Origin of the sequence: Micromonospora sp. C95 (genome assembly GCF_018070465.1) — a bacterium.
GTDB lineage: Bacteria > Actinomycetota > Actinomycetes > Mycobacteriales > Micromonosporaceae > Micromonospora.
The window spans coordinates 478,223-492,968 of the sequence record NZ_JAGPXT010000001.1 but is presented as its reverse complement, the minus strand read 5'-3'; the positions used below and the strand labels follow the sequence as shown (position 1 = coordinate 492,968).

Sequence of the window (14,746 nt, the reverse complement as noted above, 5' to 3'; positions counted from 1 at the left end):
GCTCAGCCGAGCACCTCGTAGCGGACGTTGATGTGACCGAGGTCGAGCGACGCGATCTCGGCAAACGCGGCCCGCGCCAGGTCAAGGCAACGCCCCTCGATGAACGGACCCCGATCGTTGATCCGAACGGTGACCGACTTGCCGTTGGCAGGGTTTGTCACCCGCACCTTGGCGCCGAACGGCAGGGTCTTGTGGGCGGCCGTCATGCCTTCCGGGTCGAACGTCTCACCGTTGGCGGTCATCTGCCCCTGCCAGTAGAAGGACGCGCCGCAGGAGCCGGTGTCGACCACCGGGCGGGCCGTGGTCTTCGTGGCCGTCGGCTTCGGCTTCGGGCTGGCCGTACGCTGCTTGCTGCGGGACGGCGCCTGCGCGGTGCGGCTCGGCTTCGGGCTCGCCGTCGGGCTCGGCGAGGAGCTGGCAGTCGGCGACGCGCTCGGCGAACCAGGGGCACTCGTACCGGTGGTGGGCGACAGGTCGATCGCGGCCGGTCGCACCGGCTCCGACTCGGCGGTCAGCCGAATGGCACCGACGGTGCCGCCGACGGCGAGCGCGACCGCCACCACGGCGCTGGCCGTGAGACCGGCCGGCGAGGTGAACCTGCGGTTACGGGAGTGCCTACCAGCCACCGGCCCGGTCCTTTCTCAGCGGGTCAAACCGGGTCGGACCATAACGAGAGAAGCACTTCCGAAGTCAACGTGATCATGACACTATGCCCGCAATTATGGCGATACGTGAAGCCGATCATCCGATCCGGCCTGGGCCGGGCGGGCGGGTGTTCGGCAGGTACCTGGCGCAGGATGGTGACATGCCCGCTGAGCTGAGAAGACGTCTCGTCGAGCTGTTCGCGTGGGTCGATCCCGGACCGGGCGCGAGTCACCTGGTCAGCGACACCTCGGGGTGGTGGCGGGATCCGGCGACGCTCGCCGCGCTGGGGCCGGCGTTGGTCGCCCCGTTCCGGGCGACTCGACCCACGGTGGTGGTGGCCCCGGCGGTCACCGGGTTCCTGCTCGGGCCGTTGGCCGCCACCGCCCTCGGCGTGGGATTCGTGGCAGCACACAAGCCCGGTGACGGACGGCTGCCCGCCGGCGCGCTGACCTGGGCGCAGAGTCCCCCCGACTTTCGCGGTCGCCGCGTGGACCTCGCGGTGCGTGACCGGCACCTGGGCCCCGGAGACCGGGTGCTGGTGGTCGACGACTGGGTGGACACCGCCGCCCAGGTACGCGCCGTCTACGACATCTGCGCGGCCCGAGGCGCCGACCCGGTCGGCACCGCCGCCGTGGTGGCCACCTGCCCGCCACCGGTCGCGGCCGACCTGAGGATCACCGCCCTCCTCACCACCCCCGACCTCCCGCCTGACCCCACCCCATCCCGTTGATCATGAAATTGTTGCCCCACACGTCGGCGTGTCGCGACAACAAGTTCATGGTCGACGCGAGGAAGGGGGTGCGGGGTCAGCGGACGAAATCTTCGACCACGGTGCAGACCTGGCCGAGCGCCTCGGCGGAGCGGGCCAGCGGGCCAGGCACCATCAGCGCGTGGTCGGCGCCGGGGATCTCCAACACGTGCGGGGTGAGCCGCCGGGCCACCCCGCCGTCCCAGGACGAGTCGGCGGTGCCGCCGACCAGGATGAAAGGGGCGGTGGCCCGGCGCAGCGCGTCGACCACGTCGCCCCGGTGCAGCAGCGGGGTGAGCCAGACGGCGGGGAGCCCCCGCCCGGCCGCGAGCGGTGCGGCAAGGGTGCCGAGCGACTTGCCCACCAGCAGGTCGGTCCGCTCGGTCAGGGTCGGGGAGACCTGGTCACACACCCACCTGCCGATGGTGTCGATGTCGAAGTGCTCCGGCACCTGCCAGGAGATCCCGTGCAGCCCGAAACCGACCCGGCGCAGCGCCTCGCCCAGGTAGAGAAAGAGGGGGTACCGGGTGTCGTAGCCGCGTCCCGGGATGAGCACCGCGCGTCGGTCCGCCATGGACATCTCCTTGTCGTCAGCCATCGACCGTACCCCCATTCGCACCCTCGCGGGCCGGCTCAGCACGCTGGGGACGTTGGCGATGTCGCGGCAAGATCCCGACCGGACCGGGCGGTAGCCTAGACAGGATGTGGCCACGGATCGGCGGTCTCCGCGCACTAGCCCTCGGCACTCCCGGTGACCTGCGGTCGCGCCTCAACACCCTCGTGCTGGCCGGCGTGAAGACCGCCACCGCCGGCCTGCTCAGCGAGTACGCCGACGAGGACGAGAAACTTGAGCACGTCGGAGAGCGGTTGGCACTGGTGGACGACGCCGACGCCCTGGTGGCCGTCGTCCAGGTGACCGGTGTCGAGGTGACCCGGTTCGCCGAGGTGCCGTGGGACTTCGCCCGCGCCGAGGGGGAGGGCGACCGTTCGATCGAGGAATGGCGGGCCGGTCACGCCGCCTACTGGGCTCGCGTCGGCACCCCGGTCACCGACCAGAGCGAGATCGTCTGCGTACGCTTCCGCCTGGTGTCCGCCGAGGCGGGCGGCACCGCCACCGGCGACCTCGGCACCTGAGCCCGTCGTCCGCGAGCAGTACCTGAGGAGACCCGGCCGGCACCTCGGGTACCTACCTCGGGCAGTGGACCGACCCGGCCGGCGGGCGACCCGGCCGGCGGGCGGCGCGCAAGTTCAGCGGCGCAGCTCGGGCAGGAGGCGGGTGGCGACCTCCACCAGGACCGCCTCGTCACCGGCGTACCAGCTGTTCTCCCGAGGCCAGTGCGTGATCACGTCCGTGAAGCCGAGCTTCGCCGCCCGCTCCACCTGGTCGGCGAAGAACTGCACGCTGCGCAACGAGAAGGCCGGTGCCGAATCCAGCGAAAGGTAGCGGTCCAGGCTGGCCGGGTCCCGTCCCTGCGCGGCCAGGGTCGCGTCGAGCCGACTGGTCAACTCGGCCACCCCGGTCCACCAGTCGCCCAGGTCGTCGACGGCGGGCCCGGTCGTCACCCAACCCTGCCCGAAGCGGGCCGCGATCCGCATCGAACGGGGCCCGTTGGCGGCCACCACGAACGGCGCTCGGGGTTCCTGCACGCAGCCCGGATTGCTCCGCGCGTCGACCGCCGCGAACCAGTCGCCCCGCCAGGTGGTGCCGTCCCGTCGCAGGATGGTGTCGAGCAACTCGGCGAACTCGGCGAACCGATCCACCCGCTGCCGTGGAGGCAGCGTCGCACCGCCGAGAACAGCGGCGTCGAACCCGATGCCGCCCGCGCCGATGCCGAGCAGCGCCCGCCCGTCGGAGACATCGTCAAGCGCGGTCACCTGCCGGGCGAAGGCCGCCGGGTGCCGGAAGTTCGGTGAGGCGACGAGCGTGCCGAGGCGGATCCGGGCGGTCACCGTCGCGGCGGCGGTCAACGTGGTCATCGAGTCGAACCAGGGCCCGTCCACCAGGTCGCGCCAGCCCAGATGGTCGTACGTCCAGGCGTGGTCGAAGCCCCACTCGTCGGCCCGTCGCCACCGGTGCCGCGCCACCGACCAGCGCTGGTCGGGCAGGATCACGATGCCAATTCGCATGATCGCCAGCGTACGGGGGCCACGGCCGCGATCCCTCTTGCATTCCGGGGGCGCGGGGGTGCAGATCGCGTGCTGGGTCGTTGTAGGGTTACGACCCTGCGCCGCTCCAACTTCCAGCACACCTGCAACTGGCGGGTGTCCGTAGCGGCCCAGGTCGGGAACGTGTCCTGACCTCGGCCTTGCTCATGGAGCGGGTGACGGGAAGCGAACCCGCACTGCCAGCATGGGAATCGGGTTAATCGTCACTGTTGGCTGACATTCGATCAATCCCATACGAAATACCAACTACAGAGCGTCAGCCTTGAGGCGCCGCTCTCGGTTGTGTTGACCACTGTAGACCCAGTCTTCGGGCATGCATCGGGCATGAGGGCTCCGGTAGGCGGAGCCGTCTCGTCGGGCCAAGCACCCGATGGGAAGCCATGCATGGGAGGACGGCCATGAGAATCGCATTCCTCCATCCGCATCTGGGAACCTATTCGGCACAGGCCCGAAGGCACGTTGGGACAGGCCAGCAATCCGTTGGCTCGGGTGCTGTCCCTGTCCCGCAATCACTGAAGAAGGTGCAGGTTCATGAGGCTGATGAACAGGAGAGAGAGCCGGACTAGCCGAGGCGGGCGCAACACGCTAGGTGAGTGGATAGCACTCCTCGCTGGTATCGCTGCGCTCATCAGTGCCATCTCTGGCCTCCTCGCAGTCCTAAGGCAGTAGGGCGCGATGCCGCCGGCGGCATCGCGCCTGCCACGAAAGCAATCCCTCTTTGGCAGCCATACCACCTTGCATCACCGGCGAAGCAGACGCCGCAGGTGTCGCCATCCCACTGTCTGCCGTCGACCCGCACTCCTGTGGAGCCGGCCTCCGTCCGGCCCGCCACGTCAAGACGGCCTTGACACCCGTACAGACGCTGGCGGGTTGGGCGATGTTCTGCTCGGCTCGCCCGGGTCGACGGCGGGCGGGATGGCTCCCACCGACACCACCCACAGACCGCAAGACGCCGACGGCTCCCCGGTCATCCTGGAGCCAGAGCGCCCCCCGCCGGAGGTGCGGTAACCACAACCCCGCCACCGACGCGGCAGCCGGTCCTGGGCTTCGTCAACATCCCCGGAGATACCATCGAGGACGGCGTATCCGTGATCTACGACTACAAGGGCCGAGGAAAGCACCGTGCCGTATATGAGTCGTTGCAGCGGACCCGTCAGACCCTATTGACCTGAGGGGCGGGACATGGCGGAAGGTCTGACAGAACGGCTGCTAATGGACCTGTCACCGGAGGGTCAGGTATTGCTGCAGAGTTGGCCGTCAGGTGACTACCCCAGCTCGGTGGGCGGGCTCCCGCCGCTGGCGTGGCCGTTGACGGACGCGCAGCTGGCAGAGCTGCGCTGGTATCTGGAGGATTATTTACGGGAGCCGTTCGGCGTGTACGGCGAGCGCGGCCCGCAGCTGGCGGCGCGGCTGCCCGCGTGGGGCGCGCAGATCTTCGCAGCGGCGTTTCCCACCGGTTCGGCCCGTGAGGCTTGGGTGCGGGCACGGGCACGGGCTGAGGCCCCTGGTGGTGGCTTGGTGGAGATCGTGGTGAGCTCGGCGTCGGCGGATCTGTTGGGACTGCCCTGGGAGTTGATGGCAGATCCGGGTCGGCCCGCGCCGCTCGTGCTGGACGGGGTTGCGATCACTCGCAGCTTGCCCGCTGCCGATCTGCGGCAGAGGTTCGGGGTAGAGGGGTCCCGGCTTCGGGTGCTGATGGTGATTTCGCGGCCGGGGGGAACCGCAGATGTGCGCTATCGGATGATAGCTCGACCGTTGCTGCAACGCCTGGAGGCGGTGCGGGGGCGAGTGGAGTTGGTGGTGCTACGCCCGCCGACCCTGGAAAATCTGGAGCAGGTGCTGCGCGCAGCGCGGGTGGCGGGCGAGCCGTTCCAGATCGTTCACTTTGACGGCCATGGCGAGTTCCGGCCATCCAGCCAGGCAGGCGGCATTGGCTGGGGGCGAAAAGCGTCTCAGATGGATGAATTGCGGGGAGAGCTGGCCTTCGAAGATCGCGCGGGCGGCGCGGACTGGGTGTCGGCCGACCGGGTGGCGCGAGTGCTGGCTGTGGCCCGGGTGCCGGTGGTGGTGCTTAACGCCTGCCGGTCGGCGACGGTTGGTTCGCGGGTGGAGGCGGCGGTGGCGACCCGTCTCCTGCAGGAGGGCACGGCCGCTGTGGTCGCCATGGCTTATAGCGTTTACACGGTGGCGGCCGCTGAGTTCATGACTGCCTTCTACGAGCGGCTGTTCGCCGGCGACCGGCTGGCCGAGGCGGTGGCAGCCGGTCGCTATCGCTTGGCAAGGGCGGACCAGCGGCCCTCTCCCAAGGGGCCGCTACCGCTGGCCGACTGGATGGTCCCGGTGTTGTACGCACGCGGCGACGTCCGGTTCCCCGGCCTACACACGGAACGTGGAAACCGGGAACCGGTCGGGGACCTACTGGATCGCATCCGTCAGCGCGCAGTCAGTACGGATCGCCGACGGGACGTGCCAGCCATCAGCGATGATGGTATACCGGCAGAGACGGGAGAGTTCGTCGGCCGGGACAGGCCGTTGTACCTGCTGGACGTTGCCGCTCGGCAGCAGCGGGTGGTGGTGTTGCACGGCATAGGCGGGACGGGAAAAACCGAACTGGCCAAGGCTTTCGGCCGCTGGTACCGCGAAACTGGCGCGGTGGACGGCACGTCTGGGGTTATCTGGAATTCGTTCGAGCCCGGCGTTGCCTCTTACGGCATTGACGGGGTGATTGACACCATTGGACAGCGGATTTGGGGTGACGACTTTGTCGGGCTCGACCGCGACAAAGCCCAGTCCGATATTGAAGAACTCCTGGCAAGTAAGCGACTGCTGCTGATCTGGGACAACTTTGAGTCCGTCCACACCATGGCCGATCCCCACCAGGCGACCCCGCCCTTGGACGAGGAGCAGCGCAGCGAAATCTGTCAGTTCCTACGCCGCATCGCGGCCGGCGGGCGGAGTGCGGTGGTGATCACCAGCCGTACCACCGAGGACTGGCTCGGCGGACCGGACATGGTGGCCCGGGTAGCGGTGGGCGGGCTGGAGCCCGAGGAAGCAAACGAGTACGCCGAACAGCTCCTTGCGCCCTATCCGAAGGCTCGTCAGCGCCGCCAGTCCGTAGCGTTCGCTCAGCTGATGCAATGGCTGGACGGACACCCGCTGAGCATGCGGCTGACCCTGCCGTACCTGCAGACCGTCAGCGCTCACAAGCTGCTGGCCGGCCTGAGAGGCACAGCTCCGTTACCCGCTGGCGATGCTGAAGACGGCGGCCGGACTGGCTCCCTGTCCGCTTGCATCGCCTACTCCTTCACCCACCTGCAACCCCACGACCAGAGGGTCCTCAGCGTTCTCGGGCTGATCCACGACGTGGCCAGTAAGTGGGTGCTGGCGACATTTTCGGCGATGCCCGGGGTGCCCGAGCAGTACCAGAACAGGACCGCCGAGCAATGGGGCGCTGTGCTGGATCGGGCAACAGGTGTGGGTCTGCTCACCCCTCTCGGGCGGGGCATGTACCGCATCCATCCCGCACTGCCCGCCTACCTCGCACCCGGTGCGGAGCCCACCGCGACAACCCACACCCTGCTGGAAGCACACGCCCACTTCAGCCTCGCGCTGGCCATGCAAATCGATGGTGGCCGGGACGCTTCGGATGCCCTGGACATCATCGACCATATGCGCCATACCCTGGGCAGCTTGCTCGGCCACGCACTGGACCAGCGACAGTGGCTTGTCGCCGGCGGAATCATCAGCGTGATGATCATGTACTGGGATGCGCGAAGGATGGCAGGAGAGGCCAGGGTATGGCTGGATCGCGCACTCGCCGTCCTGGATCCGCCCGAGGGCAATGTTGTTATCGCTTCCGATCCCGCCGCCCTTCTGTGGCTGTCCCTGGCAAATGCCGAGGCCAATCGTCTGAGCCGGGCCGGTCGCCTGGAACAGGCCGAAGGCACTCTCCGTACGGCTCTCCGTGTCCTAGAACAGCAGCCACCGGTAGCCGCTGGGCAAGGCGATCTTTCCGCTGTCTACCTCAATCTCGGCAACGTGGCCCGTAAACGGGGTGACCTGGACCAAGCGGAGGACTGGTACCACAAGTCCCTCGCGCTCCAGAAGTCGCCCCGTGACAGTCACCGCATCGCCGGCATCTATCACCAACTCGGCATGGTGGCCCAAAATCGCGGAAAGCTGGACCAGGCCGAGGACTGGTACCGCAAATCCCTACGTCTCTGCAAAAAACTCGGCAACCGCGCGCGCAGCGCCCAGTGCCACTACGGCCTCGGGATCGTCGCCCGGATGCGGGGCGACCTGGACCAGGCAGAATGCTGGTACCGCGAGTCCCTCGCGCTCCAGAAGTCTCTCGATGATCGCCCCGGCCTCGCCGACACCTACCAGGGCCTGGCAATCATTGCCCGCCTGCGGGGGCAACCGGACATGGCCGAGGAATGGTTCCGCCAATCCCTTTCCATCTATGAGAAACTCGAAGATCACAGCGGTCGCGCCACCACATATCACCAGCTCGGCATGGTGGATCAGGACCGCGGAGAGCTGGACCGAGCCGAAGACTGGTACCACAAATCCCTCGACCTCAAAAAATCTCTCAATGACTACCGCGGCATTGCCAACGCATATCACGAGCTCGGCAGGGTGGATCAGAATCGCGGAGAGCTGGACCGAGCCGAAGACTGGTACCGCGAGTCCCTCGCCGTCAGGAAAACGCTCGATGACCGCCCCGGCCTGGCCCTCACCTACGCACAGCTCGCGCTCCTCGCCGAGGAGCGGGGGCAGCCAACGGAGGCCCTAAGGTGGACGGTCCGCTGCGTGTCGCTTTTCGATCGTGTGCCACATCCCCTCACCGGCACCGGGACCGAGCATCTGAAGCGGATGGCACGGAACCTCGGCATGGACACCGTCGCCCAGATCTGGCCTGAAGTGACCGGGCAGCAACTGCCCGCCCCTGTACGCAAGTACCTTCATACCGATCCAACAGCCAACGCATGAACCCCACCCGACCCCATTCCCGGAGACCCTACGATGACCGATCCGATAGCCACCGCCGCCCGGGCTACCGCCAACCGGCTGGCCGCACCACCCGGATCCGCCCTTTCCGCCGAGGTGGAGGCCGCCCTGCACGCCCAACCCAGCACCTCCCACCCCGTTCAGTACGTCGACCCGGTGTCCCTGGGCGGCCTGATCGTCTCCGTCGCAACCTTCGCCTGGATGGTCTACCGCGACTTGAGGAAATCCACCTCCGCGCCGTACCCGGAGGCGATCGCACGCCACGTCCGGATCAGGCTCGACAGGGACCCCGGCCCGCAGGGGCCGGAGCTCGAGGCTGCAGACCGTGATCGGATCATCGAAATCGTCATCGAGGAAACGATCCGTTTCGGCGAAGAGGGCGGCAACGCTCCGCACCGGAGCTGAGCTGGCGCCTGCGGCCGCTACCCGGTAAGTCCTGTACATCGGGGCCGTCCGATCCCAGAGCAGCAGAAGGTTCTCTTCGGCTTCCCGGTCTGCGATGTCCTCGGCGAGGCCGCGCGGAGAGCCCGCGGTCGCAGTAGCGCCGACGTTGTGGACTAATTCGCCCACCAGCACGCTGTGCAAGTAGCTCCGGCTGCCGAGTAGCGTCGCGGAGCACATGACACAGCAACCGGCGGCCCTCGCCTAGACAGCGAGCCGGACAGTGTCCTTGATACCTCCCCGCCTGACCGAAGTGTCCCGACCTGCTTCGACGCCACGAGGCGGATGGTGTCGGCACGGTCCGACAGAACTGGCGCACTCCATGGTGAGATGGGCGCACCCCGGTGATCAGGCACGGCAGCGTTCTGCTCTACGCCTTACTGACCAAGAACCGCTGCCCGCATAACCTTCACGACCACGGGCAGCGCTCGGTCGTCCCACGCCGTCACTTTCGGTAGGCGGCCCGCTACCTAGCGATCCCCCAGCAAAACGGCGATGAACTGCCGCAATGCACTGGAGCGGGTGACGGGAATCGAACCCGCACTGTCAGCTTGGGAAGCTGATGTTCTGCCATTGAACTACACCCGCAAGCGGGATCACTCTACCCGAGGCACCCAGGCCGACGCACCCAGGGCTCCACCCCGTCTACAAGTCACCCGCAGAACGTCCCGTTCCTCGCAACTTCCCCGAACTTGCTGCCTGAGGGCGGTTCGGAGAGAGCAACATCCCGGAAACTGCACGGATCTTGGTGACCTTCGACGTGCCGGGGCGAGGCGGGGCGGGGCGGGGCGGAGAGAAGTTTCAGCACCGCAACATATGGCCATGTTCAAATTCGTCTATCGGTTGTAACGTCTGCCCCACGTTTTCCGCACGACGCGACACAACCCCCGGTCGCGTCGCCAGAAAGAGGTGGGCATATGGGACTGCGTCCCGTCCTGCTGAACCGGCGCATGGCCGGCATCGCATCGACGTCACTCGCGCTGGCGCTCGGCGTGGCTACGGTCGGCCTACTGCCGGCCGCCACCACGACCGCGAGCCCGGCGGCGGCCGCCGTCACGGCCGACGAGGTGTGTGAGGATCCGACGGGCACCCTGGCCCGGGCCAAGGGCGGCGGTGCCGCCGGTCATGACCCGAACCAGTTGACCCTCGCCCAGGTGCATCAGCGCGAGGCCGAGTTCGCCGACATCCTGCAAGAGCGCGCCAAGCGAGTCGGCCAACGTACGCTGACTGCCCAGGCCGCGGCGGCCTCGGTCACCATCCCGGTGGTGGTGCACGTGATCCGCAGGGACACGACCCGGGCCGGCGGAAACATCCCCGACTCGATGATCCAGTCCCAGATCAACGTGTTGAACCAGTCGTTCAGCGGCGCGACGGGTGGTGCCGCCACCGCCTTCGCCTTCCAGCTGCAGAGCATCAACCGGGTGACCAACTCGTCGTGGTACCCGATCCGACAGGGCTCGTCGGCCGAGCGGCAGATGAAGACCCAGCTGCGGCAGGGCAACAAGGCGACGCTGAACATCTACCTCGGTGCGCTCAGCAACAACCTGCTCGGCTGGGCGACCTTCCCGCAGCGCAACCTGAACGTCATGGACGGCGTGGTCGTGCTCAGCGAATCGCTGCCCGGTGGCACCGCCACCAACTACAACCAGGGTGACACCGGCACCCACGAGGTTGGCCACTGGCTGAACCTCTACCACACCTTCCAGGGTGGTTGCTCGGGCAGTGGCGACCAGGTCGGGGACACCCCTGCCGAGGCCTCGCCGGCCAGCGGCTGCCCCACCGGCCGGGACACCTGCTCCAGCTCGGGCCTGGACCCGATCACCAACTTCATGGACTACTCGTACGACGGCTGCATGTACCAGTTCACCTCGGGCCAGGCGACCCGCATGATCAACGCCTGGAACTCCTACCGCGCGGCATAGCACCAGCGCAGCACCGCGTACCGCAGGTGCCGGCTCCGTCGGACGGGGGCCGGCACCTGCGCACGTGGGTCAGGCGGCCCGGCGGTGATGCCGCCCGGAGCTGGCCGGCACCGGGCGGGTGGCCTGGGGCGTGGCCCCCGCCGGGTCGAGCCAGACCTGGACCGCCGGATGGGACGCCAGCTCGCTCGGCCCAGCCACCGCCTGCTCGCGTCGGGCCAGCATCGCCACGTCGACCGTGAACTCGAAGAGGCGCCAGTCGGCGTGCGGGGCGGCCCGCGCCGCGAACGCCAGCCGGGCGACGGTGGCGTCGTCCGTGACGGGCCGGGCGCGCCCGGCCACGTACGCCTCGTCGTCGCTCTCCTCCGGCGGGAACGAGTGCAGCGCGTAACGGCCGTCGCGTTCCAGGTCGCGCCGCTTCGGTGAGTCGATCACGAAGCAGTAGAGACCGTCGTCGGTGATCACCGGGGAGACCGGGTGCACCCGGGGCCCGCCGTCGGCGCGGACCGTGGCCAGGTAGCCGAAGCCCGGGCCGTACTGCTGCATGAGAAGGCGGATCCCGTCGGCGAGTCGAGGCTCGTCGGCGGCGAATTCGGACCAGGAAGCCATGCCGACATCTTATCGAACACACGTTCGAAGCGGGTAGTCCGACACGCCCGCCGCATACCGGCAGCTATGGTGTGGCGATGCTGCTCTCCGACCGCGACCTGGTCTCCGAGATCAAGGCGGGCACCCTGGCGCTCGAACCGTTCGAGCCCACCCTGGTGCAGCCCTCCAGCATCGACGTACGCCTGGACAAGCTGTTCCGGGTCTTCAACAACCACCTGTACACCCACATCGACCCGGCCACCCGACAGGACGACCTCACCTCGGCCGTCGAGGTGCCCGACGGCCAGGCGTTCGTGCTGCACCCGGGCGAGTTCGTACTCGCCTCGACGCTTGAGGTCATCTCGCTGGGCGACCAGCTCGCCGGCCGCCTCGAAGGCAAGTCCAGCCTGGGCCGGCTCGGCCTGCTCACCCACTCCACCGCCGGCTTCATCGACCCCGGCTTCTCCGGTCACGTCACCCTGGAGCTGTCCAACGTGGCCAACCTACCGATCACCCTCTGGCCGGGCATGAAGATCGGGCAGCTCTGCATCTTCCGGCTCTCCTCGCCGGCCGAGCACCCGTACGGATCAGCCGTCTACGGATCCCGCTACCAGGGTCAACGCGGCCCGACGCCGAGTCGTGCCTGGCAGAGCTGGCGCACCTGGCCCACCCGCTGACACCGCGAGCGGCAACCCTCAGCCCGGCCGGCCGAAGCTGTGCACCGGGCTGCTGTCCAGCCGCTTCATCTTGACCGGTTGACCGGCCCGGGAGGCGTGCACCACCCAGCCACCACCGACGTACATGCCGACGTGGTGCAGATCCCGGTAGTAGAAGACCAGGTCACCGGGGCGCAGTGCGCCACGACTGACCGATTTGGTGACCCGACGCTGCCGGGCCGCGTTGTGCGGCAGCGCGACACCGGCCCGCGACCATGCGGCCAGCGTCAGCCCGGAGCAGTCGTACGCGCCGGGCCCCTCGGCGCCCCAGGAGTACGGCTTGCCGATCTGGGCGCAGGCGAAGGTGACCGCCTCGCCAGCCGCTCCGCCGGGGTAGCTGGCCGGGCAGGGCGCCGGCCGCAGCGGGCCACCACCGCCCTTGCCGTACGCCCGCAGCCGGAGCCGTTGCAGCCTGTCGATCTCGGCGTCGATCTGTCGCCGCTGCCCCGCGAGATCGGCCTCGGTACGGGTGAGTTGATCGATGGTGCGGTCCAACCCGGCCTTGGCGGCGGCGAGTTCGTCGCGCAGTTCACTCGCGTGCCGCACGTCCTGCTGCTGGACGCGGGCGTACCGGTCGAGCAGGCCGAGCTGCTCGACCACCTCGCCCGGCGACCGGCTGCCGAGCAGCGTGTTGACCGCCCGGACCTGTTCGCCCTTGTACGCCCGGGCAGCGAGTTTGCCGACCCGGTCCATGGCCGCGTCCACCTGGCGTTGCAGCGGTGCGATCCGGGCGGCCAGCGCGTCCGTCTCCCGCCGCTTGCCGGCCAGATCCTGCCGGGTGGCGTTGTGCTGTTCGATGACGGGTTCGAGCCGATTCCAGTCCTCGTCGATCTGACGCTCGATGTCGGCGACCGTGGGGTCGGCCCTGGCCGCCGCCGCGCCGCCGGTCAACATCACGGCGGTCACGGCCAGGGCGGCGGGGATGCAGCGGTACCAGCGAAAACGCGGCGCATCCGTCGGCCGGCCGGGCGATACCGGACGCGGTGACGGCGGCCGCGGGGCATAGTCTGCCACCGGGCTCAGCACTCCTTCTTCCCGTACCGCCTACCGGGTTAGCTGACGGGTTCGGGCGGGAAGGGGCGCCCTACCGTGACCGTCACGGATTCACCCCGGGTACCTGGTTCCCCGGCTCGCCTAGGAGCGATTCGGCGGTGTCGGACCGTTACCGCCCGGGCTGGGCGGATCTGCCTCCGGCCGACGATTGCCCAGCGTAGGGACGATCGGCGTCGATACGCAACAGAGCCGCACCCTCACTGTGGGTGCTGACATCTGACAATGCTGAGGGCCCCCGTCGACTTGACCGGGGGCCCTCGGGAGTTCCTGCGCGACCAGTCAGCAGCCGCTGACGCGGATGCCGATGTGGACTCAGCCGGGCCGGCGGAAACCGGCGAGCGGCATCGTCGTGATCGGCGAGACGTTGACCGGTTTACCGGCTCGGGCCGCATGCACCATCTGGTTGTTGCCCAGGTAGAGCCCCACGTGGTGCAGGTCGCTGAAGAAGAAGACCAGGTCACCGGGGCGGGCGTCGGACCGGGAGATGGCCTTGCCCTCGTTCCACTGTGCGCCGGTGAAGTGGGTGAGTGAGATGCCCGCGGCCCGGTAGGCGTACTGAGTCAGGCCGGAGCAGTCGAACGAGTTCGGCCCGGTGGCGCCCCAGACGTACGGCTTACCGACCTGGGCGCAGGCGGTGCGGATGGCCGTTCGGGCAGCCTCGCTGACCACACCGTTGATGGTCGGGCAGTTGGTCGTCTTGACTGTCGTCACCGGCAGTGACCGTTCGAGCCGCTTGATCTCGGCGTCGATCTTCTTCTTCTTCGCCGCCAGCTCCTTCTCCTGCTGCTCCTGGGAAGCGATCAGGGTGTCGAGCTTGGCCTTCTGGTCGTCGTACTTCTTGCGGATCTTCATGACGCCTTCGAGCTCGCGGCGCTCCTGCGAGGCGAGCCGGTCGAGGAAGGCCATCTGCTCGCCGAGCTCGTTCGGCTTCGAGTTGAGCAGTACGACGCCGATCTCCTTGGACGGGCCGGTCATGTAGTACCGGGAGGCGAGGTCGGCCACCCGGTTCATCGCCAGCTCCGTCTCCAGGGCCAGCGGCTGGATCTTCTTCTCCAGGCTCTTCGACTTCTGCCTGTTGGCCCGCAGCTGGGAGCGCACCTTGTTGTACTGCTCGATGGTGGGTTCCAGCTTCTGCCACTGCTTGTCGATCTGAGCCTCGATCTCCTCGACCGAGGGTTCGGCGTACGCGGGGGCGGCGAGCAGGCCGGCACCGACCGCGGCGGCGGCGACCAGGACGACCAGCCCACGGACGGCCCTACGCAGGCCACCCGGACGAGATCGTCCCGGCGCACGACGATGGAGGGGCATGGTTGCCACCGGCAGCGTCTCCTTTGCAACCGACCACCGGGCGTCCCGCGAGCGGTAGGAGGCGGGATCCGACGACCCATGGCGGTCGGTGCCTCACATTAGGGAACGCTAGGTGGGGAATCAAGGCGACCAACGGCTCATTCACCTTTGCG

The 14,746-nt window shown here is 68.3% G+C and carries 12 protein-coding genes, 1 tRNA gene and 1 riboswitch; of the genes, 6 read left to right on the top strand and 7 right to left on the bottom strand.

From position 1 onward, the window contains the following. Positions 1-2 precede the first annotated feature (2 nt). Positions 3-626, bottom strand: a complete 624-nt coding sequence (locus tag KBX00_RS02265) for a septal ring lytic transglycosylase RlpA family protein (RefSeq protein ID WP_210822624.1) — start codon at positions 624-626, stop codon at positions 3-5. A 179-nt stretch (positions 627-805) separates the two neighbouring features. Between KBX00_RS02265 and KBX00_RS02260 the strand changes: the two genes are divergently transcribed. After that, a complete protein-coding gene (locus KBX00_RS02260) occupies positions 806-1,375 on the top strand; it encodes a phosphoribosyltransferase family protein (RefSeq protein ID WP_210822622.1) in 570 nt (189 codons plus the stop codon). Positions 1,376-1,451: 76 nt separating this feature from the next. On the opposite strand, the gene KBX00_RS02255 is transcribed toward KBX00_RS02260, so the two are convergent. Beyond that, on the bottom strand, positions 1,452-1,967 hold the full coding sequence (locus KBX00_RS02255) for an alpha/beta hydrolase (protein ID WP_210822875.1): 516 nt from the start codon (positions 1,965-1,967) through the stop codon (positions 1,452-1,454). 128 nt (positions 1,968-2,095) lie between these two features. On the opposite strand from KBX00_RS02255, the gene KBX00_RS02250 reads away from it, so the two are divergent. Further along, positions 2,096-2,527: an ASCH domain-containing protein gene (locus tag KBX00_RS02250; protein WP_210822620.1), complete on the top strand. Its 432-nt coding sequence runs from the start codon at positions 2,096-2,098 to the stop codon at positions 2,525-2,527. A 114-nt stretch (positions 2,528-2,641) separates the two neighbouring features. Here the strand turns inward: KBX00_RS02250 and KBX00_RS02245 are convergent, their stop codons facing one another. Further along, positions 2,642-3,520 carry an LLM class flavin-dependent oxidoreductase gene (locus KBX00_RS02245; RefSeq protein ID WP_210822617.1) on the bottom strand — a complete coding sequence of 293 codons (879 nt, stop codon included), beginning with the start codon at positions 3,518-3,520 and terminating at the stop codon, positions 2,642-2,644. A 1,221-nt stretch (positions 3,521-4,741) separates the two neighbouring features. Here KBX00_RS02245 and KBX00_RS02240 point away from each other — a divergent pair. Together KBX00_RS02240 and KBX00_RS02235 are read left to right on the top strand one after the other, a co-directional pair. Further along, on the top strand, positions 4,742-8,551 hold the full coding sequence (locus KBX00_RS02240; RefSeq protein WP_210822615.1) for a tetratricopeptide repeat protein: 3,810 nt from the start codon (positions 4,742-4,744) through the stop codon (positions 8,549-8,551). Positions 8,552-8,584: 33 nt separating this feature from the next. Continuing rightward, positions 8,585-8,974 carry a hypothetical protein gene (locus tag KBX00_RS02235; protein ID WP_210822613.1) on the top strand — a complete coding sequence of 130 codons (390 nt, stop codon included), beginning with the start codon at positions 8,585-8,587 and terminating at the stop codon, positions 8,972-8,974. A 550-nt stretch (positions 8,975-9,524) separates the two neighbouring features. On the opposite strand, the gene KBX00_RS02230 is transcribed toward KBX00_RS02235, so the two are convergent. After that, a tRNA-Gly gene (locus tag KBX00_RS02230) sits at positions 9,525-9,598 on the bottom strand. A 329-nt stretch (positions 9,599-9,927) separates the two neighbouring features. Here KBX00_RS02230 and KBX00_RS02225 point away from each other — a divergent pair. Continuing rightward, positions 9,928-10,932: a zinc metalloprotease gene (locus KBX00_RS02225; protein WP_210822611.1), complete on the top strand. Its 1,005-nt coding sequence runs from the start codon at positions 9,928-9,930 to the stop codon at positions 10,930-10,932. A gap of 69 nt (positions 10,933-11,001) precedes the next feature. Here KBX00_RS02225 and KBX00_RS02220 read toward each other — a convergent pair whose 3' ends face one another. Then, a complete protein-coding gene (locus KBX00_RS02220; RefSeq protein ID WP_210822609.1) occupies positions 11,002-11,538 on the bottom strand; it encodes a pyridoxamine 5'-phosphate oxidase family protein in 537 nt (178 codons plus the stop codon). Between the two features lie 77 nt (positions 11,539-11,615). Between KBX00_RS02220 and dcd the strand changes: the two genes are divergently transcribed. Next, on the top strand, positions 11,616-12,194 hold the full coding sequence (gene dcd, locus KBX00_RS02215) for a dCTP deaminase (RefSeq protein WP_093409429.1): 579 nt from the start codon (positions 11,616-11,618) through the stop codon (positions 12,192-12,194). A gap of 18 nt (positions 12,195-12,212) precedes the next feature. Here the strand turns inward: dcd and KBX00_RS02210 are convergent, their stop codons facing one another. Both KBX00_RS02210 and KBX00_RS02205 read right to left on the bottom strand, forming a co-directional pair. Further along, on the bottom strand, positions 12,213-13,139 hold the full coding sequence (locus KBX00_RS02210) for an NlpC/P60 family protein (protein WP_307867960.1): 927 nt from the start codon (positions 13,137-13,139) through the stop codon (positions 12,213-12,215). A gap of 120 nt (positions 13,140-13,259) precedes the next feature. Then, positions 13,260-13,394: riboswitch (cyclic di-AMP (ydaO/yuaA leader) on the bottom strand. Between the two features lie 204 nt (positions 13,395-13,598). Then, entirely contained in the window at positions 13,599-14,594 is a 996-nt protein-coding gene (locus KBX00_RS02205) for an NlpC/P60 family protein (protein WP_210822873.1), read from the bottom strand. Positions 14,595-14,746 lie beyond the last annotated feature (152 nt).